Origin of the sequence: Plebeiibacterium marinum, assembly GCF_026013615.1 — a bacterium.
Lineage (GTDB): Bacteria > Bacteroidota > Bacteroidia > Bacteroidales > Marinilabiliaceae > Saccharicrinis > Saccharicrinis marinus_A.
In genome coordinates, this window is sequence record NZ_JAPDPI010000006.1 from 122,333 (window position 1) to 147,062 (window position 24,730).

At 34.5% G+C, this 24,730-nt stretch carries 23 protein-coding genes; 10 read left to right on the top strand and 13 right to left on the bottom strand.

Annotated elements, in window-relative coordinates; genetic code table 11:
• Positions 1-24 precede the first annotated feature (24 nt).
• Positions 25-1,371: an adenylosuccinate lyase gene (gene purB, locus OM074_RS04830; RefSeq protein WP_301198162.1), complete on the bottom strand. Its 1,347-nt coding sequence runs from the start codon at positions 1,369-1,371 to the stop codon at positions 25-27.
• Between the two features lie 326 nt (positions 1,372-1,697).
• Here purB and OM074_RS04835 point away from each other — a divergent pair, with 326 nt between their 5' ends.
• From OM074_RS04835 to OM074_RS04855, 5 genes are all read left to right on the top strand, one after another.
• On the top strand, positions 1,698-2,492 hold the full coding sequence (locus OM074_RS04835) for an EI24 domain-containing protein (protein ID WP_301198163.1): 795 nt from the start codon (positions 1,698-1,700) through the stop codon (positions 2,490-2,492).
• A gap of 62 nt (positions 2,493-2,554) precedes the next feature.
• Complete coding sequence (locus OM074_RS04840; RefSeq protein WP_301198164.1) at positions 2,555-3,949, top strand: NfeD family protein; 1,395 nt, start codon at positions 2,555-2,557, stop codon at positions 3,947-3,949.
• Between the two features lie 152 nt (positions 3,950-4,101).
• Positions 4,102-4,311 carry a hypothetical protein gene (locus OM074_RS04845; protein ID WP_301198165.1) on the top strand — a complete coding sequence of 70 codons (210 nt, stop codon included), beginning with the start codon at positions 4,102-4,104 and terminating at the stop codon, positions 4,309-4,311.
• A 242-nt stretch (positions 4,312-4,553) separates the two neighbouring features.
• A complete protein-coding gene (locus tag OM074_RS04850) occupies positions 4,554-4,775 on the top strand; it encodes a hypothetical protein (protein WP_301198166.1) in 222 nt (73 codons plus the stop codon).
• An 87-nt stretch (positions 4,776-4,862) separates the two neighbouring features.
• The gene (locus OM074_RS04855) at positions 4,863-5,435 is read left to right on the top strand and encodes a DNA-3-methyladenine glycosylase I (protein WP_301198167.1); all 573 of its coding nucleotides are present in this window, start codon (positions 4,863-4,865) and stop codon (positions 5,433-5,435) included.
• 24 nt (positions 5,436-5,459) lie between these two features.
• Here OM074_RS04855 and OM074_RS04860 read toward each other — a convergent pair whose 3' ends face one another.
• The 5 genes from OM074_RS04860 to OM074_RS04880 all read right to left on the bottom strand — a co-directional run bounded on the left by OM074_RS04860 (position 5,460) and on the right by OM074_RS04880 (position 11,009).
• Positions 5,460-6,074, bottom strand: a complete 615-nt coding sequence (locus OM074_RS04860) for a fumarylacetoacetate hydrolase family protein (RefSeq protein ID WP_301198168.1) — start codon at positions 6,072-6,074, stop codon at positions 5,460-5,462.
• A gap of 8 nt (positions 6,075-6,082) precedes the next feature.
• Positions 6,083-6,853 carry a 3'-5' exonuclease gene (locus OM074_RS04865; protein ID WP_301198169.1) on the bottom strand — a complete coding sequence of 257 codons (771 nt, stop codon included), beginning with the start codon at positions 6,851-6,853 and terminating at the stop codon, positions 6,083-6,085.
• A 156-nt stretch (positions 6,854-7,009) separates the two neighbouring features.
• Positions 7,010-8,560, bottom strand: a complete 1,551-nt coding sequence (locus OM074_RS04870; RefSeq protein ID WP_301198170.1) for a tetratricopeptide repeat protein — start codon at positions 8,558-8,560, stop codon at positions 7,010-7,012.
• A gap of 173 nt (positions 8,561-8,733) precedes the next feature.
• Entirely contained in the window at positions 8,734-9,777 is a 1,044-nt protein-coding gene (locus OM074_RS04875) for a UDP-glucose--hexose-1-phosphate uridylyltransferase (protein WP_301198171.1), read from the bottom strand.
• 224 nt (positions 9,778-10,001) lie between these two features.
• Positions 10,002-11,009, bottom strand: coding sequence for a GntR family transcriptional regulator (locus tag OM074_RS04880; protein ID WP_301198172.1), 1,008 nt, complete (start codon positions 11,007-11,009; stop codon positions 10,002-10,004).
• 213 nt (positions 11,010-11,222) lie between these two features.
• Here OM074_RS04880 and OM074_RS04885 point away from each other — a divergent pair, with 213 nt between their 5' ends.
• On the top strand, positions 11,223-12,023 hold the full coding sequence (locus OM074_RS04885; protein ID WP_301198173.1) for a Cof-type HAD-IIB family hydrolase: 801 nt from the start codon (positions 11,223-11,225) through the stop codon (positions 12,021-12,023).
• Between the two features lie 64 nt (positions 12,024-12,087).
• On the opposite strand, the gene OM074_RS04890 is transcribed toward OM074_RS04885, so the two are convergent.
• A complete protein-coding gene (locus OM074_RS04890; protein WP_301198174.1) occupies positions 12,088-13,431 on the bottom strand; it encodes an amidohydrolase family protein in 1,344 nt (447 codons plus the stop codon).
• A 189-nt stretch (positions 13,432-13,620) separates the two neighbouring features.
• On the opposite strand from OM074_RS04890, the gene OM074_RS04895 reads away from it, so the two are divergent.
• The 4 genes from OM074_RS04895 (at position 13,621) to OM074_RS04910 (ending at position 17,720) form a co-directional block, all read left to right on the top strand.
• A complete protein-coding gene (locus tag OM074_RS04895) occupies positions 13,621-14,520 on the top strand; it encodes a DMT family transporter (RefSeq protein ID WP_301198175.1) in 900 nt (299 codons plus the stop codon).
• Positions 14,521-14,534: 14 nt separating this feature from the next.
• Positions 14,535-15,083 carry a WcaF family extracellular polysaccharide biosynthesis acetyltransferase gene (locus OM074_RS04900; protein ID WP_301198176.1) on the top strand — a complete coding sequence of 183 codons (549 nt, stop codon included), beginning with the start codon at positions 14,535-14,537 and terminating at the stop codon, positions 15,081-15,083.
• A gap of 245 nt (positions 15,084-15,328) precedes the next feature.
• Complete coding sequence (locus OM074_RS04905; protein ID WP_301198177.1) at positions 15,329-16,960, top strand: sensor histidine kinase; 1,632 nt, start codon at positions 15,329-15,331, stop codon at positions 16,958-16,960.
• A 61-nt stretch (positions 16,961-17,021) separates the two neighbouring features.
• A complete protein-coding gene (locus tag OM074_RS04910; RefSeq protein WP_301198178.1) occupies positions 17,022-17,720 on the top strand; it encodes a response regulator transcription factor in 699 nt (232 codons plus the stop codon).
• Between the two features lies 1 nt (position 17,721).
• On the opposite strand, the gene OM074_RS04915 is transcribed toward OM074_RS04910, so the two are convergent.
• From OM074_RS04915 to OM074_RS04940, 6 genes are all read right to left on the bottom strand, one after another.
• The gene (locus tag OM074_RS04915; RefSeq protein ID WP_301198179.1) at positions 17,722-18,633 is read right to left on the bottom strand and encodes a hypothetical protein; all 912 of its coding nucleotides are present in this window, start codon (positions 18,631-18,633) and stop codon (positions 17,722-17,724) included.
• A 112-nt stretch (positions 18,634-18,745) separates the two neighbouring features.
• Entirely contained in the window at positions 18,746-19,843 is a 1,098-nt protein-coding gene (locus tag OM074_RS04920; protein ID WP_301198180.1) for an adenylate/guanylate cyclase domain-containing protein, read from the bottom strand.
• A 149-nt stretch (positions 19,844-19,992) separates the two neighbouring features.
• On the bottom strand, positions 19,993-22,047 hold the full coding sequence (htpG, locus tag OM074_RS04925; RefSeq protein WP_301198181.1) for a molecular chaperone HtpG: 2,055 nt from the start codon (positions 22,045-22,047) through the stop codon (positions 19,993-19,995).
• Positions 22,048-22,297: 250 nt separating this feature from the next.
• Complete coding sequence (locus tag OM074_RS04930; protein WP_301198182.1) at positions 22,298-22,648, bottom strand: P-II family nitrogen regulator; 351 nt, start codon at positions 22,646-22,648, stop codon at positions 22,298-22,300.
• A 103-nt stretch (positions 22,649-22,751) separates the two neighbouring features.
• Positions 22,752-24,074 carry an ammonium transporter gene (locus OM074_RS04935; RefSeq protein WP_301198183.1) on the bottom strand — a complete coding sequence of 441 codons (1,323 nt, stop codon included), beginning with the start codon at positions 24,072-24,074 and terminating at the stop codon, positions 22,752-22,754.
• A 291-nt stretch (positions 24,075-24,365) separates the two neighbouring features.
• Positions 24,366-24,719, bottom strand: a complete 354-nt coding sequence (locus tag OM074_RS04940) for a response regulator (protein WP_301198184.1) — start codon at positions 24,717-24,719, stop codon at positions 24,366-24,368.
• Positions 24,720-24,730 lie beyond the last annotated feature (11 nt).

Genomic DNA, 24,730 nt, shown 5'->3' on the forward strand with positions numbered 1-24,730 from the left:
TCAAAAATTTTTATGCTGAAATGATTACATTCCTGTATAAGAGTGAGGAGATACAGAACGAAGTTCTTCCTTCACTTCCTCAGAAACATCCAAACCATTAATAAACTCTGCAATTGTTTTTGCATTAATTCCCTCATTAGTACGCGTCAAAGCTTTTAATGCTTCATATGGATTTGGATATGCTTCTCTGCGCAAAATAGTTTGGATAGCTTCTGCCACCACTGCCCAGTTAGCTTCCAGGTCTCTGTCAATTGCTTCTTTGTTCAACAATAATTTGCCTAAACCTTTTTGTAATGATTTAATTGCAATTACCGTATGAGCAAGAGGTACACCTATATTTCTTAATACAGTTGAATCTGTTAAATCTCGCTGCAACCTTGAAACAGGTAGTTTGGCCGACAAATGTTCAAAAATTGAATTGGCGATACCCAGGTTACCTTCTGCATTTTCAAAGTCGATAGGATTAACTTTATGTGGCATAGCACTTGAACCAACCTCACCCTTTTTAATCTTTTGTTTGAAGTACTCCATCATTATGTAGGTCCAGAAGTCCCTTGATAAATCAAGCATAATGGTATTCAAGCGCTTCAGGTTATCAAAGATAGCACCTAAATTGTCATAATTTGATATCTGTGTAGTATACTGCTCTCTATCTAATTTCAGTACATCATTCACAAAATGATTACCAAAATCAATCCAGTTAATTTCAGGATAGGCTACTTTATGAGCATTAAAGTTTCCTGTGGCACCACCAAACTTAGCAGAACAAGGTATTCCTTTAAGCAACGACAACTGTGTTTTTAATCGTTCAATAAACACCATCATTTCTTTTCCCAAACGAGTTGGAGAAGCTGGTTGTCCATGGGTTTTTGCCAACATAGAAATTTCTTTCCAGTCATCAGCAAGTTCCTGCAACTGGTCAATCAATTCATCTAATAAAGGATAATACATATCGTTAACTGCATCTCTTAACGAATATGGAATAGCAGTATTGTTAATATCCTGGGAAGTTAATCCGAAATGGATAAACTCCTTATATTTTTCAAGCTTTAAAGCATCAAATTTCTCTTTGATAAAATACTCAACAGCCTTTACATCATGATTGGTAACACCTTCAATTTCTTTAATCCTGTCAGCATCTTCCAATTCAAACTCTTTATATATTTTTCGCAAATCTGCATATAAAGACTTATCAAAATCTGCCAACTGTGGCAATGGCTGCTCACAAAGTGTAATAAAATACTCAATTTCAACAAGTACCCTATATCTGATTAAGGCATATTCTGAAAAATAAAGCGCTAATCCATCAACTTTATTTCTATATCTTCCATCAACCGGAGAAATGGCTGTTAATAATTGTATATCCATCATTAATTTTTGTTTTTTAAAGAATTGCAAAATTAACACTTTTTTTTGTCACTGCAGGAATTATCTGTTAACTGTTTTTTTAATATTATTGTATTTAAATAGTGTCAGCAAGAAAACTCCTGTTTTATGGGGAGACCCTATCGCTCAACTCTCGTCCCTTAGCGGGGAAGTCCTTTGCTCCATGAGGGTGGGCTGTTCTCACTTAAGAGCGTGGCCTGCGAAACTACGTGAGAGCCAGAGGGTATACGGAGGAGAAAACGGACTTTTCTTGCAGAGACTCGAGTAAGATAGAACGACAATTAAAATTCATCATTATATTTATTTTACAAATGACATTTTTTCAAGGGTTGCAACTGGGTTTTAATAGCTATTCAAAGGCCATTAACTTTATAAAAAAACACAAACTCGGGTGTTTTTTTATATTCCCGTTACTTTTAAATATCATTTTATTTTCTTTAGGATATGCTTCCACTGTTTCATTAAGCACCAAGTGCTTTGTGTATTTAACAGATTGGGTTAATATGGATTCATGGGATTTCTGGGGATCAAATTTTATATCTTCAGTCCTGTTTGTTTTTATGAATATTGTAATCCGGCTCCTGTTCGTCATCATTTTCGCATATATTGGTGGCTACATCGTTATCATGCTTTTATCTCCTGTTTTCGCTTACCTGTCTGAAACAGTAGAAAAAATAATTACAGGAAATGAATTCCCCTTTGATTTTAAACAATTTTTAAAAGATATATGGCGTGGTATCAGACTGGCCACGCGAAACTTTTTAATTGAGATGATGTTCACAATTTTATTCCTGATAATAGGCTTTATTCCTATTGTTGGCCTGTTTTCCAGTCTGGCATTATTTGCCATATCATCATACTTTTATGGATTTTCATTTATCGACTTTTCTTTAGAAAGAAAAAAAGCAGACATAAAAGAGAGTATTGCCTTTGTTAAAACCCATAAGGGGTTAGCAATTGGAACAGGCTCGGTATTCGGCATTGTTCTAATGATCCCATATATTGGTGTACTCCTATCCGGATTTATCTCAATCATATCAATTGTGGCTTCCACAATAGCCACAACCGAATCAATAAATCATGAAAAAACAATTAATTTAAACTGAAATAAATTGCATTTTATTCTCTATTAAGTAAATTTATACTAACAAGATAAATCATAAATCTAATGAATAAATACTTATTTTTTTCACTACTGCTTTTCTTCATTCCACTCGGATTGTTCGCCCAATCTGATAGTGTAGTGCAACAGGCTGTTATTTACAAATATGATATTAAACGGGAAATAGGAAGCACCTCCTGGATCCATACACAGAATGCTTTTGAAGAAGCCAATGAAATAAATGCAGATGTGATCCTTCTTCATTTAAACACATACGGCGGACAGGTTATTTTTGCTGATTCAATCAGAACAAAAATCTTAAACTCAGATATACCGGTTCATGTATTTATCGATAACAATGCAGCATCAGCCGGCGCCTTAATTTCCATTGCCTGCGATAGCATATACATGCGTCCCGGGGCTAACATTGGGGCCGCAACAGTGGTAAACCAATCCGGAGAGAAGATGCCCGATAAATACCAAAGCTACATGCGCTCCACCATAAGGGCCACAGCAGAAGCTCATGGCCACGATACCATCATTAACGGAAAAGACACAACCTATATCTGGAAGCGCGATCCTCATATTGCAGAAGCCATGGTAGATGAAAGTATATATATTGCCGGAATTATTGATACGGGAAAAATCTTAACATTTACAACAAACGAAGCCATTAAAAATGGTTTTTGCGAAGGAAAAGCAGAAAGCATAAAGGAAGTAATCGATATCCTTGGATATAAAGAATATCAGTTAATAACCTACAAACCCACCTTTTATAGCGGGTTAAAAGGATTTTTAACTAATCCTATATTTCATGGCATTCTTATTTTAATCATTATAGGAGGATTATACTTCGAACTTCAATCACCGGGTGTTGGTTTTCCATTACTGGCATCCGGAATTGCTGCAGTACTATACTTTGCCCCCCTCTATATTGACGGACTGGCTGCTAACTGGGAAATAATCCTGTTTGTTATTGGAATTGTTCTTATAGCCCTTGAAATATTTGTTGTTCCCGGATTTGGAATCACTGGCATTTCAGGTATTATACTGGTTTTTACAGGACTAACACTAAGTCTGGTTGATAATGTAATATTTGATTTTTCAGGTGTACCTGCCGTAGAATTATTGATGGCACTCATTATTGTTTCAGCCGGAACTTTTCTATCGTTTCTAATTGGAATTCCGCTCAGTCAAAAGCTATTTTCTTCGGGCCCTCTTGCAAAAGTTGCCTTACAAACAACACAGGATATCAATGAGGGTTATATTAGTGTAGACTCAGAACCTGCACATTTAGTCGACGCAACCGGCATTGCGCAAACTAAATTACGCCCTTCGGGAAAAGTAATAATAAACGAAGAAAGTTATGATGCTGTTGCCGAAATCGGCATGATAGATAAAGGTGAAAATATCAAAGTAACCAGATATGCCTCAGGGCAATTATATGTAGTTAAAATTTAAAATTTGCTTATTTAAAAAATATTGTTAAAATTTGATAAAAATCATCTAAAAAAGTAAACTTTTTCATCAATATTGAAGTAGAAATTAATTAAGATTGATATATAAATCAGTAATACAAATTGATATTATCAGGTATATAGGAGGACAGTGTTATGAAAGAGAAGAAAGCAAAAACTACAAATCCAAACATTCCTTCATACGAAGATCTTGAAGGAAAAAGTGGCAACCGCCCAAATGTGGCAAACAGAAACAAGAATAGTAAAATCCAGGATGAATTAGCTGACGATTTTGGAGAAGTACTTGGTGATGGCTTTCATGGTTTGGATGACGATTATTACTATGATGAGGATGACATGTATTAAATGTATTGCATTTAATAAACTAAATGAAGCTAGAAACAATTAACAATTGTTTTGTAAGATTAAATTTTTAAATGACAGTATAAAGCTGAAAACATTTTCTTCGGCCTTATTAAAAATTGTCATTTTTTTTAACATTAAATTGACTTACAAATAAGAGATCAACATTATTATTAACCTAGGTTTATTGCATGGCCTACAAAGTATTAAACAGGCATTAAAGTGAAATTTTAGTTTTATTTATTATGAAATCAAAACATAACCAAATTAAGAAGAATGGCAAATCTTCTTATAATGAATTTGATGAAAGAAATGGACTTAAACCCGTTAAATCAAAATCTGGTAAATCGAAGAGAATATCTATATACGATGACCTGGATGAAGAAATAGACTTTAATAACGATGATTATTTTATTAAAGATCTGGAATTAGAAGAAGATGACCTGGATGAAGAGGAAAGTTATTGAACAGGCACTTTAAAATGTTAAAACAATACAAGAAAGGCTTTGCTTCTAACCTATGAACCAAGGCCTTTTTAAAACGCATCCATATTTATGAACCATAACACATGCGACTGGGGAACTGTAAATCCACTGATGCAAAAATATCATGATGAAGAATGGGGCATCCCCGTTCATGATGACCAAAAGCTTTTTGAATTTTTAGTTCTTGACGCATTCCAGGCAGGTTTGTCATGGAATACCATATTAAACAAAAGAGAAAATTTCAGAAATGCCTTTGATAACTTTAATTGGAAAATCATTGCAAAATATGGAGACAAAGATGAACAGCGCCTTCTACACGACGAAGGTATAATTCGCAACAGACTTAAAATCAAAGCCACAATAACCAATGCCGGTTGTTATCAAAAAGTAATTGATGAATTTGGTAGTTTTGACAGCTATTTATGGGGATTTATCAATAACAAAACAATCATTAACCACTTTAAATCTATGAAAGAAATACCCACTGCATCGGAAGAAGCACATACTATAAGTAAGGATTTGAAGAAAAGAGGATTTAAGTTCGTGGGGCCTACAATCATATACGCCTTTATGCAAGCGGCAGGATTGGTTAATGATCATATAATTATATGCAAAAGACACAAAGAGGTAATGAAACACTAGGTTAAACTTTGTGGTTACAGGTGGTTATTTAATCAGGAAATCCATCATCTTTTCATTTTCCAAAAACACTTCAAAATGATCTCCAATTTTTACCGACCCTACACCAGCAGGCGTACCTGTATATATTAAATCACCTATTTTCAAGGTAAAAAACTTCGAAACATATGAAATAATTTCATCTACCTTAAAAAGCATATCTCCTGTATAGCCAACCTGTCGTTCCTCTCCATTAACCAACAAGGTAAATTTCAGGTTTTGCACATCCTTAAACCTGTTCTTATTCAAAAAGCCTTTAGAGATTGCTGCCGAACTATCAAACGCCTTGGCTCTCTCCCAAGGCAATCCCTTTTCTTTTAGTTTTAATTGAAGATCTCTTGCCGTAAAATCAATTCCCATTCCAATTTCCTCATAGTATCTATGAGCAAATTGCTTTCCTATATTTTTTCCTAACCTGTTTATTTTAACTACCAATTCCGTTTCATAGTGAAAATCCTCCGCAAAATCAGGAACAAAAAAAGGCTGATTGTTCCTTAACAATGCGGTATCCGGTTTTAAAAATATTACAGGTTCATCAGGCACAGCATTATTTAATTCCCGGGCATGTTTTGCATAATTTCTACCTATACAAATTATCTTCATCTTTAACTCTACTTATTATTAAAACCACGAAGTTTGATAGTAGTGAAAACCTTTTTCGTATATAATGGAAAATCGCCTTGCATTATCCATCCATAGTATCCAGGATCAGTCACTAATACATCTTTTACTTTACGACCTTTATGCTTTCCAAAATTAATACACTCATCTCCATCTCCATCAAAAACCAACCTCCCTGCAAAATCGGCATGTTTTGTATGAGCTGAATATTCTGACAAATAATCGATATCATTTTTTAGATCCGGATACCGGTCCAGTTGCGCCAACAAAACCTCGTAAGTAGCTCTTGTATCAGCTTCAGCACTATGCGCATCTTTCAATTCTTTATTGCAGTAAAACTGATATGCTGCTTCAAGTGTTCTTTTTTCCTTTTTATGAAAGATAGTTTGCACATCGATAAATTTTCTTTTCTTCATATCAATATCCACATCAGCCCTCATGAATTCCTCAGCCAATAAAGGGATATCAAATTTATTAGAATTATACCCACCTAAATCACACCCTTCAATAAACCTGGCAAACTTTTTAGCCACTTCTTTAAAAGTTGGACAATCCTTTACATCCTCATCATAAATACCATGTATTTCCGATGTCTTTTTAGGAATATGTACTTCAGGATTTATCCTGAATTTTTGAGTCTCCTCCGAACCATCAAGATTAATTTTAATAGCTGCAAGTTCTACAATTCTATCTGTAGCTACATTAATGCCTGTTGTTTCTAAATCAAGAAATACTATCGGGTTCTTTAAATTTAACTTCATGCTTTTCTTTTTTCACAAAAAATGACCATTGAAGCCAACAGTTATGCGAATAAACAATGGCTCTATGATCGTACTAAAAATTTGAACCACAAACATAGCAGGAAAATAGAAATCTACATAGATTATTAGGAATTTTATACGCTTTATTTTTCACTCTTACTCTTCTTCATTTTTATATGGAATAATAAATTCCTGATTGAAAGCTTCATTAGAATACCACATTTCAGGCACTTCATAATATAATGAGTAAAGATCTTTTACTCCATTTTTAAATATCAACCGATATTTACCTGGCATTATTGCCATCACAAAACGAGCAGAGTCACCTGAAACCCTATATGAGCCCACTAATTTATTATCAACCGAATCTCTGAGTTCTGCACGGATTACAAATGGAGGCAGTACCTTTCCGGAATCAGTATCCAAAAAAGTATTGCAACGCAGGATCAAACTATTAGGCTCCTCCTCTTTAAACAATACTTTATAAATATCCCTCTCTCCGTAACCACCGTCTTTTAATGCAGAAACATACGCATATCTTTTTCCCCGGGGTTTAGAAATAGAATAATTGTCATACACATCGTTTACCGGATAGCCAAGGTTCACGGGTCTCCTCCATTCTTTAGTCTCTTCATCCCAATCAGAATAAAATAAATCAAATCCGCCCATTGAAAACTCACCATTAGAGGAAAAATACAACCTTTTACCCCCATTGCACAACACTGGAAAATTCTCATCATAAGAAGTATTAATATAACCCGACATTGGCCTTGCCTCTCCATAACTCCCGTCAGGCAGTTTTAATGAATAAAATAAGTCTGTATTTCCTTTATCATTCTCACCCGCAAAAATTAAGGTGTCGGAGCTTTCAGAAGACCAGATCCCAAACTCCCCCCCCTTACGATCAATAGGGTAACCAAAATCTTCCAATAATGAATACTTCATTTTTCCGGCAGGACTTGCATAAGCGATTTTCTCATTCCCTTCCCGGTTATGAAATACAAACAACCTATCGGCATCTTTTGCATATCCCCCAACAATTTCATCATATCCTGAATTCACATAATAATTAAGGGTTTTAGCTTTTTGCCAGGTATTTTTCAACCGGTTACTCTTGCATACATTGTAGCAGTTTGCACCAATTTTTGACAAATATCGTTTATTACTTGAATAAACAAGATTATCGTCGTTAACAGAAACAAATGGATTTAACTCGCTTTTATTGGTATTGATACTCTTTCCCAGGTTAATAAATGTGACATCAACGGGTGAAACCATATACGCATTAGCATTTAAAATCCACTGAATGTAAATACCGGATTGTCTATACAGCTCATCTTCGTGAGTCACATGCATTTTAACCCATTCAAATTCAGAAATAGCTTCAGGGAACTTATATGCATAAAATAACACTTTGGCATGAAGATAAACGGTTTCAGGGGATCGGTCCTTTTCTACTAATTGCTTAACAAAAGGAAGTGCTTCTGCCCGATTAAGATTAGAATTCAGATAGCTATCAACTATTTTGTATAAAATCTGACTATCATTATTCTTTTTACGCAATTCTCTCTTATAAGCTTTAATGGCCCTATCATAAGTACTTACCTTATAATAATAGTCACCGGATTTAGCATTGTTTTGAGCAGATAGGTTACTATAAAAAAAACCAATAAAGGTAACAAATAGAGAAAGAAAAATAAATTTCATGGCATGTTGTGAAAATACGAAGTTAAAACATGCAACCTAAAATAATACAGTAGATTTGATTATCAATTTAAACTGAACATTTCTGTTGTTTTTTTTGATAGACAACACCTTTTACAGGACAAAAAAAAGAGGTTACCTACCACAGTAACCTCTCTTACTCTAAAACCAAAAAACTACCTGTGCTTATAATGAACCTTTGAAAGGTCACGAAGCCTTTGTGCGCTCGTTTCGGCAGTAATGTCACGTTGAGGGTTGCCCAACATCTCATAACCTACCATAAACTTCTTCACTGTTGCTGAACGCAACAATGGTGGGTAAAAATGCATATGCAAATGCCATTCCGGGTGTTCCTCTCCATCTGTTGGTGCCTGATGAATACCAGCAGAATAAGGGAAAGAAACTTCAAACAAGTTATCATACATCACTGTCAATTCCTTGTATGCAGCTGCAAATGACATTTTTTCCTCTTCTGTTAATTCCAACAAGTTTGTGACATGACGTTTACTAACAATCATTGCTTCAAACGGCCACACTGCCCAGTATGGAACCAACCCTACAAAATGATCATTTTCAAATAGTATACGATCCTTCTTCTCCAATTCAGCAGAAACATAATCTGCTAAAATACTCCTTCCGTTCTTTTCAAAATACTCTTTCATCCTCACCTGCTCTTTTGCAGGTTCGTTTGGTATTGTACTATTTGACCATATCTGACCGTGCGGATGAGGATTACTACACCCCATCACACTTCCTTTATTCTCAAAAATCTGTACGTAATTTACAAATTCATTCTCCCCGATTGATTTATATTCCGAAGCCCATAAATCAACTACTTTTTTAATCTCTGATACTTCCATTTCCGGAACTGTCAGATCATGACGAGGAGAAAAGCAAATTACTTTACAAATTCCACTTTCACTTTTAGCTTGAAATAACCCTTCATTCACCTCCCCTTCCGGAGTGTCTTTTAAAAGTGCAGAAAAATCATTAACGAACACATATGGCTCAGTATATTTAGGATTTAAATGTCCTCCAATTCTTTCATTACCTGGACATAAATAACATTTTGGGTCGTATTCTGGTCTTTTTTCTTCAGAAACCTTTTCAACCTGACCTTGCCATGGACGTTTTGCCCTGTGTGGAGAAACCAACACCCACTCTCCTGTTAGTACATTTAATCTGCGATGAGGATGATCCTCCATGTTAAATTGCGCCATTTCTTCTGTAATTAAAAATTAATAGTCTCCTGCTATAAAGTTTATATTGTTATATGCTTTCTATCTATATTTCGATAAACTCACCTTATCACACTGGTGGGTACTGGTAGGCAAATTTACATATTTTTTTTATTCTAAAAATTTATTCGAATAAAAATTTTACATTTTTTATAGCCCCTGCCAAATAGAAAGCTATCACATCTTCAAATACGAAAAGTTATTGATTACAAAGAGCTACGTTTTGTAAACCTCGAAACATTCTTAACCTCTCCTGTTTTTTTGTTTTCTACGAATTCTGCCAATGTTTGGCCCATTAATTTAAAATCTGTAGATATTGTAGAAATCCCATTTGCCACTACTTCTTTCAATGCAGAATCGTTAATGGAAATTATCCCTACATCCTTTCCTATTTCATACTTTTTCTCCCAACACCTTTTTACCAGATTAATCAACATTCTATCATTGGGAAGAATATATACTTCTTCTTTTTTTATGGGCCTTGTTTTTATTTGGTCAAATACCGAAGATTTAAAGTTGAAATCTTCACAGAACCTTTTAAATCCATTTAAAAAGCCTTTAGGTTCTTTACCTCCAGGGTAAACAAGGTTTATTCTTTTATATTTTCTAAGCAGGTCAACAGCAGAGTTTAAACCATTATACATATCTTCATCAAAAGATTGATACACAACCGGATAACCCTCCAATTCATCAATTTTTCTATCAATTATATAAACTTTATCGGAAGGTAATAAACTGATTACGGGTGATATATCGTTTAAATTTGCAGGCATTATTACATAGGCAGAATATTTTCCTACCCTTTCTTTTATTAATGAGGTAAATACATTAATATCAAAATGATGAAAGTAAATATCCACCTGGGTATCATCCGGGAGGTTTTCAATAAAAGAATTATACAGTTCTTCCTTAAAAGTATTAAGTTCATCAAACAGTAACAACACCTTGGATGAAACCCCAATATTATCGCTCTCTACAAAATACCCTTTTCCCGGAACAGCCCCTAAAATACCCCGGGCCTTCAACTCATTAAAGGCCAACATAACAGTATCCCTTGAAAGGTTATACTCATTGGCAATTTCATTAATAGAGGGTACTTTGTCACCTTTTTTTAAAATTCCTCCTGAAATAGAGTTTATAACAGATTGTATAATTTGCCTATACTTAGCCTGAGAGTGTTCTGATGTTATTTTAATTATTCTTCTTACTGTCATATTATATCCTACCAGTATCTACCAGTTTGCAAAACTATTAAAAAAAATCGTATTACAGGTTATCTCGACAAACGCTTATTTTAAAATTCATTACACTATTTTAAAGCTAACTATCGTTACTCTCTCATACTATTTATATATTTTTGCGGACTTGTTATGAAACCACAAGAGTAGCTATTTATCACATTTAGCTTACTATTTAAACTTTAGTATATGAAATACAAAATGCTTGTGTTGGATTTAGACGACACACTTTTAACCGACGATTATCGAATCTCGGAAAGAAATAAACAAAGACTAATTGAAGCACAAGAAAATGGCGTTTTTGTTATTCTTGCATCAGGAAGGCCAACTGAAGCCATGATGCAATATGCTAATGAATTAAAACTTGCAAAATATGGTTCTTTTATCATTTCGTACAATGGTGCCATAATTACGGATATAAAAAACAATATAGTTGTATTCGAACAAACACTTTCACAAAACGAAATTCATGAGCTTCATGATTTTAGTAAAGAAAACAACCTGCACATTCTTACGTACAAAAACAACCAAATTATTAGCGACACTGAATCTGAATATATTGATATAGAAAAAGAACTTACCGGCTTACACATTAACAAGGTAGATTGCTTTAAAACAGAAATGAACCAAGCGGCAGTAAAATGTATTTTATTAGATGATCCGGTAAGATTAAAAAATTTCGAACCAAAACTAAAAGAAACTAAAAAACACCTTAGTGTTGCCATCTCAAAACCTTTCTTTTTAGAAGTTATGCCTAAAGGAATTGACAAAGCTGCTAGCATTAAACGCTTAGCGCATAAATTAAACATTCATCAAGAAGAAATAATAGCAGTTGGAAATGCAGGAAACGACCTTACAATGGTTGAATATGCCGGCCTTGGTGTATGGGTGGACAATGTGGCACCAGAATTAAGAGACAAAGCCGATATAATTGTTTCTTCTAACAATAATGATGGAGTAGCCGAAGTGGTGGAGAAATATATTTTGTAAAAATATAAAAATCTTAATCTATTAGGGGATTGCAAGGTTTTTTACGGGTTACCGAAACAATTCCCTAATATATTTTAGACGTTCTAAAAATAAAATCACCATCCTCTTTTCTTGGATAAAAGGTTTCGCCATTATACATCATCTTACCCTTTACAAAAACAAAATCAGCCCTACCTTTTAACTTTACATTCTGCTCCTCCACTGTAGATGAGTTGGGTATTGAACAATATAAATTACGATCAAAAGTTGGATTCCAAATCACAATATCAGCATCAGCTCCAGGACTCAACACGCCCTTAACCGGCCACAGCCCCATTAATTTAGAAGGTCTTATAGAAACCAATTCAACCAAATCAAGCATTGATATTTTACGTTTCATTACCCCTATAGTGTACAGTAAACTTAAAAAATTTCTAATGTAAAAATATGCATCCGGTCTGTTATATACCAAATCTTCGGAAGTAGAATTGTCAATTGTTAAATTGTACAATGGAGGGTTAATTAAAAAGCGGGTTTCTTTAATTAAGGACCATACTTCATTTTCAAAAATAGGATGCAAACCAAATTCATTAGCTATCCCTGAAATCAGTTCTTGCTCATTATATCTAACGTTACTTAAATTCCCTAAGTTAAACCACAAGCGTAAACTAGAATAAAAATCCCCGCCTTTTTCAATTCCATCCTGAATTAAATCCAATTCTTCTTTAAACTTCATGTTCAAGAATAAAAGCGGACAGCCATATTTTAATCCCAGATCAATTAAACATGTCAAAACCCTGAAATGATGTTCCAGCATATTTGGATTTTCAAAGGGGCTATCTTCTTCTTCATTACCTATACAATCATCTCTAAGATTCAAATCACATATAACCAGTAAATTATGAACTGAAGCTTTTTTAAATATGGAATCAAGCAGGTTTAAATTTTCATCCTTAAGTAATGAAACACTAATTAAAAACGATGACACGCCCTCATGCACATAACTATAGTCAAAGGCTTCTGCCGAATTTTTTCTAAGCTCAGAAAATGATAGGTGAAAACCATAGTCAATCATGTTCGATTTTGACTTTTCTTTCGCCTTAAAAATATTATATATATAATTCTTCTGGTAACAATCTTCAACCGTATCAATCATGGTTGTGGTTCCATTAAAGATTTGAGCCTGGTTTAACTTCCTCAATTCATCATTGTCAGTCCCCTTATTTACTAAATCTAAATAGTGACGGTTGAAATCAATTGCTCCGGGAATAACATATTTTCCGGAAGCATCAATAACAGGAGTTTCACTTGTTGGGGTATTCAGGTTTATTCCCATCTGGAGAATCTTGCTACCACCCACAAGAATATCTTCAGCTATAATTGCTGTTCCTTTAACTACGAAACCATTTTTTATTAACACGTAATTCATTGCAAACAACCAATCAGTAAAACTAATTTCCAAACAGAGTATATTCTCAGATTCCCAAACAGTTATAAACCATATACCTTACTTAAATTTAAGTTTTTATGCCTTCATAACAAAACTTTTGACAAATAACTTTACCATAACCCACCCAATTATTCTAATTTTGCAGCTTCATTAAAAAAAAGAAACAAAATGTGGTGGTTATTAGCTGTTATTTCAGCGTTATTTTTGGGTATATATGATGTAGTAAAAAAAGTTTCTGTAAATAATAATGCAGTATTGCCGGTTTTACTCGTTAGCTCAATAAGTAGCGCAATAATTTATATACCAATATGGGTAGTTTCACATTTCAACATCATACCAACAACGCATGATTTTTACATTCCTTCTATAACACTAGCAGAACATGGGAAACTGTTCTTAAAATCGATGATTGTTGTAACATCATGGATATTTTCGTTTTTCGCACTAAAGCATCTTCCCTTAACCATTGTGAGTCCAATCAGGGCAACAGGTCCTTTATGGACTCTTGTTGGAGCCATCATCATCTTTCAGGAACAACTTTCAACCTATCAGTGGATAGGTATTGTTATAACCCTTGCATTTTTTTACATGTTCTCTATTGCAGGTAAAACAGAAGGGATTTCTTTCAGAAACAACAAATGGATCTGGTTTATCATATTAGGAACATTATTTGGTGCAGTAAGTGGGTTGTATGATAAATACCTGTTACGCCACATAAACAGGATGGCTGTGCAGTGTTATTTCACATTTTATCAGGTAATTTTATTTGTTCCTATTGTGCTTACGCTTTGGTGGCCTAAAAGGAAAGAAAACTCTCCATTTATATGGAGATGGAGTATTCCTTTAATCGGAATTTTTCTGTTAATTGCCGACTTCTTTTACTTCTATGCACTACAAAACCCTGACAGCATGATTTCTATTGTATCCGCCTTGCGCAGAGGAAGTGTTATTGTAGCTTTTGCATTTGGAGCCTATCTGTTTAAAGAGAAGAATATTAAAACAAAAAGCATATATTTAGGAGGAATATTAGTTGGAATAGCATTATTAATTTTCGGCACCACTACTTAGTACATAAAAACACCATGAATTCAGTTGATTTATCACAATACGACAACAGTTGGTATAATCCAGGAGGGTTCTTTAAAAGGACATTATGGTATTTTACCAATATAATATTTTTTATTAATCCCTTAAATCCTTCTTCTGGCATTAAAAAGAAGTTGCTGAAACTTTTTGGTGCAAAAATAGAAAAGGGAGTGGTCATAAAACCCGGTGTCAATATCAAATACCCATGGAAATTATCCATTGGCGAAAATACGTGGATAGGTGAAAATGTCTGGATCGACAACCTTGACAATGTAAGAATTGGAAAAAATTGTTGCTTGTCGCAAGGGGTTTTAATACTCTGCGGAAACCATGACTATAAAAAACCAACTTTCGATTTAATAATTGGCACTATAATTTTTGAAGACGGGGTTTGGATCGGAGCTCAATCTACGGTAACACTGAATTCAATATGCAAAAGCCATTCTGTGCTAGCAACACAGTCTGTATTATCTGGCACAATGGATGCCTATTCCATTTACAGGGGTAACCCTGCCACCAAAACCAGAGACAGGGTTATTAATTGATATATCAAAAGTTGATTATATAAGCTTACACATCTTCTATCACAAGGCTATTTTTTTTAAAACATTATATTTTAGTAAAACAACCATTTTTTCTTCATAACACACCCCACTCCGTAACAGATACACCAGCAATACCGCTTCGCGGTTAAAAAGCGGTTAAATTCAGTTAAGGAAAGGTTAAAGTAAAAATATACTTCTGAATTTGATATATATTTACATCATTAACAAGAAGTACGACAGCATCGATGAAAAAAAAGTCATTAACAGGATTAGTAGCCTTAATGGGAATTTCATTACTTGGAATTATTCTTGTTCAATTTTTATGGATGAACAATGCAATACAAGTTCAAAATGAAAGATTTGCAGTAACCATCTACGACGCCTTGAATGCTACAGTCCAAAGGGTTCAAAAAGAACAAGATGCCAACTTCTTCATCCAACAGTTTTTCCCGGGCTCAGGCACACCAATCACAGAACCTGATACCAAATCCAATTCTTCACAAATTCCATATTTTCCACAACCGGGATTAGAGAATAAGGATATTCTGGACAACATCATCCAAAACCAGGAAAGAAAAAGAACTAATTTACAAAACGGAACGTTTGAGGCTCATATCGAATTTAAAACTAATGGTGAACCCAAACAAGTAGTAATTACCCAGGAAAATATAGACATAAACAATGCCGATGATGTAAAAGTAGTTGAACGGGTTATTTCAAATATGGAGGATTCCATCAAAAGGATTATGGGCAATTCTGGCAGCAATGATATGCTAAGCATGTTTAACCAGCTAAGTTACGAATTCAATATGCGTAGCTCAAATCCTTTTAATCGGATAGATACCGAGAACTTAACCCGAATTTTGGATTATGAACTAAACGCCAGAGGAATTGATATTCAATATGAATATGGGATTTTGAATAGAAACAACGGCAAATTAACAAACATATATTCAAAAGAATATTATAAAGATAATAGTGATTTTAAATATGTTGCAAACCTGTTTCCTAATGACATTATGAGAAGCTGGTCCCCTTTGGCATTAGATATATACTTTCCCCATCAGAGTCAGTTTATTTTTAAATCATTGGGATTACTATTTGGATCATCATTACTTTTCACGCTTTTTATTTTAGTTACTTTCTTTTTCACCATACGAATCATCCTTAACCAAAAGAAATTATCTGAAATAAAATCGGATTTCATCAATAATATGACACATGAATTTAAAACTCCAATAGCTACAATCAACCTGGCAACTGATAATATTGCAAATCCTATGATCTTAAACAAACCGGAACATATTTCGCCTTTTTTGAAAATAATAAAGGAAGAGAACAAAAGGATGAACAACCAGGTTGAAAGGGTTTTACAGATGTCTCTTATTGAGAAAAGAGATTTTCAGCTTATGCCAACAAAAATTGATCTTCATCTTTTAATCAACGACGCCGTTACTAAAATGCAACTATTGGCAGAACAAAAATCTGCAGTTATTTCAAGTCACTTAAAGGCAGACTTTACCATATTCAATGTCGACGAGGTCCACTTTACCAATGTAATTGTTAATTTACTGGAGAATGCTTTAAAGTACTCCAAAGAGAATCCCGTCATTGATATCATCACCCAAAACACCAAAACAGGTATTGAGATAAAGGTGAGAGATAATGGAATTGGGATGACTAAAGAACAGCAGGCCAAAGCTTTTGAAAAGTTTTTTAGAGCTACTAAAGGCAACATCCACAATATAAAAGGTTTTGGACTGGGTTTAAGCTATGTAAAGGCAATTATGACACAGCACAATGGTAATATATTTGTAAAAAGCAAATTAGGAGAAGGTTCAGAATTTAAACTATATTTACCTTTTGACAACCATTAATTAGTATTACATACAGTTCAAATAACATCATTATAAATTCTAAACATAAATTTAAACTATCATGAACAACAAGAAAAAAGTTTTTATGGTTGAGGACGACCAAAATTTTGGCACTGTCATGAAGTCTTATCTGGAGATTAACGGTTTTGATGTTACCTGGATAAAAGATGGAATTAACGCCATGAAAACTTTTGTTGTAGGCCATTTTGACATTTGCATTCTGGACGTGATGCTGCCCAACGTTGATGGATTTACCATTGGGAAACAAATTAAGGAAAAGGAAGATACAATTCCTTTAATATTTTTGACAGCAAAAACATTAAAAGAAGATGTTTTACAAGGCTTTGGCATAGGTGCCGATGATTATGTTACCAAACCCTTTGATTCAGAAATTTTAATTGCAAAGATCAACGCCATTTTAAACAGGAGCTCATATAAGGACGCAGATGAAACTCCCAGCTCATTCACCCTGGGTTGTATTGAGTTTAATTTTGAATTACGAACTCTAACATCTCCGAAAGGTGTGCACCAGCTATCACCCAAAGAAGCAGAGTTGCTCAAACTATTATGCATAGATATGAACAAAGTAATGCCCCGGGAAAAAGCATTAAATTCTATCTGGGGTGAAAACAGTTATTTTACAACAAGGAGTATGGATGTTTATATTACAAAACTCAGGAAATATCTAAAAGCAGAACCTAAAATAGAGATTGTGAACATTCATGGAAGTGGTTATTTACTGAGACTTAAAGAAGAATAATTCAATCTTCAGAATAGGCAACATCTTCAACACACCCTTTTATATCGGACGATATACCCATGATTTTTAACAACTTAAAAGAACTCAACTCAGGGCAATATAACGGTATACGATATTTGGGATTCAGAATATACACCATATTATCCTGTATTAATATTTCAATTGGTAAAGATGGAAGACATTCTACACCAACCATTTCAAGAATATCTTTTTCTAACCCGACATCTGAGCCAAAAGATATTCCGAGTACAGCAATTTCTTTATCTTCAAAACTCAATTCATATACCAATTTTAAATTTGCAGCTCCATTCATTATGTTTTGCCTTACTACAGTATAGGCCTCAAGGTACTCATCAAATCCTTCAAATTTCACCACATCTGAAAACCTGGCCATTGTAGGTAAAAATCGATAATCGCTTAGTTCACCAACTGACATATCGTGTCCATACATAACCGGCGATTCTGAAAACCCTGACAGGGCATCCAGTGCCATTGAATCTATTTTAGAAGTCATAAATTCAACTTCTTCAGTATTAACTTTACTATTAAAAAAAGCCTTAATAAAATAATCAGGATTCAACATTGTAATTGATGAACCGTGACCATTACCTATAATTCCAATTCTCATTGTTGATCCAAAAGCAGTTTTATCTCCAATACCCGTAGCCATACTCGTAAGCTCATCACAGGTAAAAACAATAACTTTTAACGAATCACTATTGGCAGGGTTATACATACCCAATATTTGAAAGTTGTTTGCCAACAGGGCTTTAGTTATATCAGAAGTTAGTTCGGTTACTGTTTTATTATAATAACCAAACCTATAAAAGGGTTTAATACCATAAACCAATACTTGAAATGCTATAAAGAACAAGATTATTAGAACCCTATATTTAATATTACTTTTTTTCACTGCCCCAAGTATTTATTCTGTTACAAGTTAGTAAAGAAATTTAAAATTAACACTCTTTAACATTATAAAATAGTGAAGAATTTTCTAATCCACGCAACCTGTACTTTTCCTTTTACCTTCGCTTATTAAGTTTTTGTCGCACCTGATAAATTAACACACCTTGCTTTTTACCCTTTAGTTTGATAGTACCTACTTCCTTAAAAGCAAATTCTTTTCTGTCCTCAAACGACTCATATAAAACGCCAGATATTAGTAAATCCTGCTTATACTCATTACACATGGATTCTATGCGGGCTGCCGTATTAATCGTATCCCCATTATAAGAAATATCCCTGCGTATAGTTCCCACCTGTAGCACCATTACTTTACCTACATGCAAACCTGCTTTAAACTTAGGAACATCACCATACCTTCTTTTGTAATATCGCCCCCTGCGTTCAACAACCCGCAAAAAGGAATAAAACGCTTTAATACAATTTAAATTTTTCACCCCCTGCCTGACATTCCAGGAAATAATAGCCCCATCCCCTAAATACTGATACACTTCACCATGATAATTATATATCATCGACATATCATTAAAAACATCCTGAACAAGACGACTGAATTTTTCATGTCCCAGGCGTTCAGCTATAGTAGTAGAAGATTTCATATCGATAAACATAAAAATCTTCTTTTCTTCATAAGGTTTATTCAACATGCCAAAAAACCAGCTGAAAAAATTGGTCACCCCAATCTTTTTTCTCATTTCTTTAAAAGAATTGTTTGCGATGCATGCCAAATAAAAGTAAGCCAGAAACCGAAGATGTTCAAGCTGCAGTTCTGGCATTTTAGCTAATACTGCTTTATAATCCCCAAACACCGCAATATCTACCGTTTTGTTTGCCGCCAAAAATAATATTACAAAGGCCAGAATAAAGTACAACAGGGATTTAAGAAATATCATTGACCTTATTGGAGAGAACCGCATCATCCTATCCGAGAACAACATATCTAAAACAGTAAACAAAACCGTAACAGATACAGCAAGAAATATGGTATTTGAGTATATAGAATCTACAGAAAGCAGATTAAAATAGTTTACAAAAATAGATTGGTTACCTGTCAAAAACACATAAAAGAACAATGCAAAATTCCAAAACAATAAATGATACCTGAAGGAACCAAATATTTTGCTAAACCATATCTTTATTTTCTCTTTTAAAAACATACTAATTATAGATACACAGACCCAAAACAACCGCTATAAAGATTACTAAAAACACTGGTTTTGGTTACAAAAAAACACTAGTTTTTATCAACAAAAAAAGCCGTCCAAATTTAATTGAACGGCTAATAAATATGATAACATCTGAAAATCTATATCAGATCAATGCTTCTCTTTACAAACTTTGTCAGGGCTTCACCCTTTAGCATATTATTTGAAAGAAGAGCTAAATCAATAAGCTGAGATACTAATTTATTATCGGTACTGAAACCACTTAATATTTCAGTTTTCTTAGTGTTCAATTCACTAATCTTCTTATCTACATCTGCTAATTCATCTTTCTGTACCTGTGGAACTTCTTCATCCTTTTTACCTTCTTTAGCTTTTTCAAGTTCCTGACGTTTCCCGTTCAAGCTTTCTATTTTGCTACGAACCGAATTCACCTGCTCCCCTACTTTTTCATTTTTATCAGACAAGATGCGCTCAACCAAAGGATGATTTTCATTTACCACTAACTGGTAACTATCAGGCATTTCACCGTAGAAGTTCATTCCACCTCCCTGCATAGCACTCATCTCTTTCATTCGACGCATAAACTCTTGCTGAGTGATAATTGCCGGATTAGCATCTGCTCCCATAGCTTCAAAAGTAACAATAAAGTTCATTTTGTCGGTACTTGGTACCTGTGCCGAGAAAACAGAAGTAAGGTCGTCCTTATCGCCAGATGAAAGCTTTGACTCAAGCGTATTTTCTTTAGGTATCAGTTTTTCAGCCACATCACCATCAACACGAACAAAACGAGATTTTTCAAACTTCTGCTCCAATTGGTTTATAAAATGGGAATCTAACTGACCATCCATTTCCAATACATCATAGCCTTTTGCTTTAGCGCCTTCGATAAAACTATGTTGTTCTTCTACATTTGTAGTATATAAATAAACCAACTGCTTATCCTTATCTGTTTGGTTTTCTTTTATAATATCTTTATACTCATCAAATGTAAAATACTTTCCATCCGTATTTTTAAACAGATAAAACTTCTGAGCTTTATCATAGAACTTCTCTTCTGTAAGCATTCCATACTCAATGAACAACTTTAAAGAATCCCATTTTTCTTCAAATCCTTTTCTGTCATTCTTAAAAATTTCAGCTAAACGATCCGCCACTTTTTTTGTAATGTGGTTCGAAATCTTTTTCACGTTACCATCAGCCTGAAGATAAGACCTGGAAACATTCAACGGAATATCCGGCGAATCCAATACTCCATGCAACAAAGTAAGAAATTCAGGTACAATATTCTCTACAGAATCAGTAATGAATACCTGATTGCTGTATAACTGAATCTTATTCTTTTGAACCTCAACGTTGTTTTTGATTTTTGGGAAATATAAAATCCCAGTAAGATTGAAGGGATAATCAACATTCAAGTGAATATTAAAAATCGGATCTTCGCTCATTGGATACAAATCCCTATAGAACTTATTGTAGTCCTCGTCTTTTAAGTCTGCCGGTTTTTTAGTCCAAAGAGGGTTTGTTTCATTAACCACATTATCCTCTTCCAACTCTACTTCCTTACCATCTTTCCATTCTGTTTTTTTACCAAAAGCTACCTCAACAGGTAAGAAACGACAGTATTTATTCAACAAGCGAGTAATCTCTGCTTTTTCAAGAAACTGTTTATTCTCGTCATCTATATAAAGCACAATATCAGTACCTCTATCGTCCTTTTTAATATCCTCAAGAGTATACTCAGGACTACCATCGCACGACCATTTTACAGCCTGAGCACCTTCCTGGTGAGATAAAGTTTGAATCTCAACTTTTTTTGCCACCATAAAAGAAGAATAGAATCCAAGACCAAAATGACCAATGATTGCATTGGCATCATTTTTATATTTATCAAGAAATTCTTCAGCTCCGGAAAAAGCAATTTGGTTAATATACTTATCAATTTCCTCGGCTGTCATACCAACACCTCTATCAGAGATTGTTAAAGTTTTTTTCTTTTCGTCAATTGTAACTTTAACTTTTAACTCTCCCATTTCACCTTTAAACTCACCAACACTGGCAAGTGTCTTTAATTTTTGGGAAGCATCTACGGCATTGGAAACCAACTCTCGCAGGAATATTTCATGATCTGAATAAAGGAATTTTTTAATGATGGGGAAAATGTTTTCGGATGTAACCCCAATATGACCCTTTGACATAGTATAATTGTTTTTTATGATTAAACTAAATTATCGCCCGCAACTTTTCAAACCCTGTGCCAAATACTATTTGATGCCAGAAAGACAGAAATTGTGACAAAGCCATGTCAATACTACATTTTAAATGACACAATAACATTGAAAAGAATATCGCTAATATTTCAAACCACAACTCAACAAAATAAAAAAGCCCAATTGCATATAATATGCAACTGGGCTTTTGGTTTAGATTAGAGTATAAATCTCTACTTTATATAGCTGAGCTTCCTCGTTCTTCGGTGCGGATACGGATACATTGTTCAAGGGGTGTTACAAATATCTTTCCGTCACCTACCTCACCTTCATGTCCATTATGTGATTTAGCTCCAGTTATAATAGCATTTACTGTTGTGTCAACATACTTTTCGTTAACCGCAATTTCGAGACGCATTTTAGGCGTAAGGTTTGGAATAACCTCTTTACCACGATACACCTCTTTACGAATTTGATTTCCATGCCCCGATACACGGCTTACTGTTAAGCGGGTAATACCTGCCTGAATCAAGGATTCCCTAACCTGGTCAAGCTGATATTCTCTTATAATTGCTGTTATTAATTTCATTATTTTCACTTTTAGTATCAAGTATCAAGCATCAAATATTAAGATAAAAATACATAATACATTCAACTATCACCTGATAATTTAATACTTAAAATAACATTCACTAATTGGGGTTCATCATACCATAACCACGTTCTCCATGATATGCATGGTCCATACCCATCATTTCTTCTTCGTCGGTAGATTTTAGTCCAATAACTTTTTCCACAACCCAAATAATTGCAATTGTTGTTACAATAGAATAACCAATAGCAATAACTACAGTAACAGCCTGTACCCAAAACTGATCCCAGGAAGTCCAGATTCCGTCAGCTGTATTTGCAGCAGCATCAGCCATCCATGCATCACGGATAAAGAAAGACAATAAAACAGCTCCTACAATCCCTCCTACTCCATGAATACCAAAAGCATCCAAAGAATCATCAAAACCAATTTTATCTTTCATAATTAGCGCACCATAACATACCACTGATGAGATAGCTCCCAAAATCATTGCTCCCATAGGCTGCACAACTCCCGCAGCAGGTGTAACAGCTACAAGACCCGCAAGAATACCAGATGCAAAACCCAGAGCAGTACCCTTTCCATGATGTACTAATTCAATAACAACCCACATTAATGCGCCAGCAGCTCCGGCAACCTGAGTAGCAGTTAGAGCCTGAGCCGTATCCAAACCACTGTTGATACTACTTCCGGCATTGAAACCAAACCAGCCTACCCAAAGCAAACCAACTCCCATCATAGTCATAACAAGGTTGTTTGGACGTTGCTGACGATGAGGATACCCCCTTCGGGCGCCTAAATAAATTGCAGCTACTAAACCACTAACCCCCGCAGAAATATGCACTACTGTACCCCCTGCAAAATCAATAGCTCCGGCTGCACCCCAATGATGCAAGAATCCTTCAGCAGACCAAACCCAGTGACATAATGGATTATAAACTATAATACCCCATAAAGCAATAAATACCAGGTAACCTTTAAACTTAACACGTTCAGCAAAAGCTCCGGCTATAAGTGCTGGTGTAATGATTGCAAATTTTCCCTGGAACATTGAAAATACCAATTCTGGTACTCCACCCTCCATAATTACATCATCAATACCATTTAACAATACATAATCACTGTTCCATCCAAACAGGCCTCCAAGTATACTATCTCCAAAACACATCGAGTAACCAACAATTACCCACAACACACTCATTACCCCCATTGCGGCAAAACTGTGCATCATAGTACCCAATACGTTTTTAGATCTAACCAAACCGCCATAGAACATGGCCAATCCCGGTACCATTAAAAGTACCAATGCAGTAGATGTAAGCATCCATGCCGTGGATCCGGCATCAATTTCGGGCCCGGTATTGGCCCATGTGTTCACACAAAACCCCAGCAACGCAGTTGCTAAAAGCATAACTTTCTTCATACAAATTTTTCTTAATAGGTGGTAATAATCATTTCTCTGGCAGCAAACTTATAAATTTATAGGCTACTTGCCAAATTTTTATTCATTTTATAAGCACCAACCCTCTTTTTTATATCATTTCTAATTAATTTAGGTGTTTTATTTACACACACCCCATTTGAAACACCCCAAACCCAACAAAACACCATAAAACAAAAAAAGCTAAAATCCATTGTGGGTTTTAGCTTTCTCAAGTCTTTACAAACAAACTTGTATCAATTCAATTTATTAAATACTACATCACTGTATATATTATTGTAAGTATTTAGCAAATACCTCCTTCATCCGATCTCTGTTTAAAGGTTTTTGAAAATATCCATTTAAAACATTTGATTCCAAAGCCTCATTAATTTCATCATTTAACCCATAGCCGGACAAAAGGAAATATGGTATAGCTGCATTTAATTCCTTCGCTTTTTTCACAAACTCCACACCATTCATGACCGGCATTTTCATATCGGTAACCACAATACTCAAATCCTTATTCTCCGCAACAATACCCAGTGCCTCATCAGGCGACTGAGATAACACAACATCATACACCCCTTTAAACATCAACTCAAACAGTTTTAAGTTTATTGGTTCATCATCAAGATACAATATCATACAAATACCCC

What these genes read in the sequence shown, in the direction of transcription:
- purB (WP_301198162.1), bottom strand. Translation starts at nt 1,371, where the DNA reads ATGATGGATATACAATTATTAACAGCCATTTCTCCGGTTGATGGAAGA.
- OM074_RS04835 (WP_301198163.1), top strand. Translation starts at nt 1,698, where the DNA reads ATGACATTTTTTCAAGGGTTGCAACTGGGTTTTAATAGCTATTCAAAG.
- OM074_RS04840 (WP_301198164.1), top strand. Translation starts at nt 2,555, where the DNA reads ATGAATAAATACTTATTTTTTTCACTACTGCTTTTCTTCATTCCACTC.
- OM074_RS04845 (WP_301198165.1), top strand. Translation starts at nt 4,102, where the DNA reads ATGAAAGAGAAGAAAGCAAAAACTACAAATCCAAACATTCCTTCATAC.
- OM074_RS04850 (WP_301198166.1), top strand. Translation starts at nt 4,554, where the DNA reads ATGAAATCAAAACATAACCAAATTAAGAAGAATGGCAAATCTTCTTAT.
- OM074_RS04855 (WP_301198167.1), top strand. Translation starts at nt 4,863, where the DNA reads ATGAACCATAACACATGCGACTGGGGAACTGTAAATCCACTGATGCAA.
- OM074_RS04860 (WP_301198168.1), bottom strand. Translation starts at nt 6,074, where the DNA reads ATGAAGATAATTTGTATAGGTAGAAATTATGCAAAACATGCCCGGGAA.
- OM074_RS04865 (WP_301198169.1), bottom strand. Translation starts at nt 6,853, where the DNA reads ATGAAGTTAAATTTAAAGAACCCGATAGTATTTCTTGATTTAGAAACA.
- OM074_RS04870 (WP_301198170.1), bottom strand. Translation starts at nt 8,560, where the DNA reads ATGAAATTTATTTTTCTTTCTCTATTTGTTACCTTTATTGGTTTTTTT.
- OM074_RS04875 (WP_301198171.1), bottom strand. Translation starts at nt 9,777, where the DNA reads ATGGCGCAATTTAACATGGAGGATCATCCTCATCGCAGATTAAATGTA.
- OM074_RS04880 (WP_301198172.1), bottom strand. Translation starts at nt 11,009, where the DNA reads ATGACAGTAAGAAGAATAATTAAAATAACATCAGAACACTCTCAGGCT.
- OM074_RS04885 (WP_301198173.1), top strand. Translation starts at nt 11,223, where the DNA reads ATGAAATACAAAATGCTTGTGTTGGATTTAGACGACACACTTTTAACC.
- OM074_RS04890 (WP_301198174.1), bottom strand. Translation starts at nt 13,431, where the DNA reads ATGAATTACGTGTTAATAAAAAATGGTTTCGTAGTTAAAGGAACAGCA.
- OM074_RS04895 (WP_301198175.1), top strand. Translation starts at nt 13,621, where the DNA reads ATGTGGTGGTTATTAGCTGTTATTTCAGCGTTATTTTTGGGTATATAT.
- OM074_RS04900 (WP_301198176.1), top strand. Translation starts at nt 14,535, where the DNA reads ATGAATTCAGTTGATTTATCACAATACGACAACAGTTGGTATAATCCA.
- OM074_RS04905 (WP_301198177.1), top strand. Translation starts at nt 15,329, where the DNA reads ATGAAAAAAAAGTCATTAACAGGATTAGTAGCCTTAATGGGAATTTCA.
- OM074_RS04910 (WP_301198178.1), top strand. Translation starts at nt 17,022, where the DNA reads ATGAACAACAAGAAAAAAGTTTTTATGGTTGAGGACGACCAAAATTTT.
- OM074_RS04920 (WP_301198180.1), bottom strand. Translation starts at nt 19,843, where the DNA reads ATGTTTTTAAAAGAGAAAATAAAGATATGGTTTAGCAAAATATTTGGT.
- htpG (WP_301198181.1), bottom strand. Translation starts at nt 22,047, where the DNA reads ATGTCAAAGGGTCATATTGGGGTTACATCCGAAAACATTTTCCCCATC.
- OM074_RS04930 (WP_301198182.1), bottom strand. Translation starts at nt 22,648, where the DNA reads ATGAAATTAATAACAGCAATTATAAGAGAATATCAGCTTGACCAGGTT.
- OM074_RS04935 (WP_301198183.1), bottom strand. Translation starts at nt 24,074, where the DNA reads ATGAAGAAAGTTATGCTTTTAGCAACTGCGTTGCTGGGGTTTTGTGTG.
- OM074_RS04940 (WP_301198184.1), bottom strand. Translation starts at nt 24,719, where the DNA reads ATGATATTGTATCTTGATGATGAACCAATAAACTTAAAACTGTTTGAG.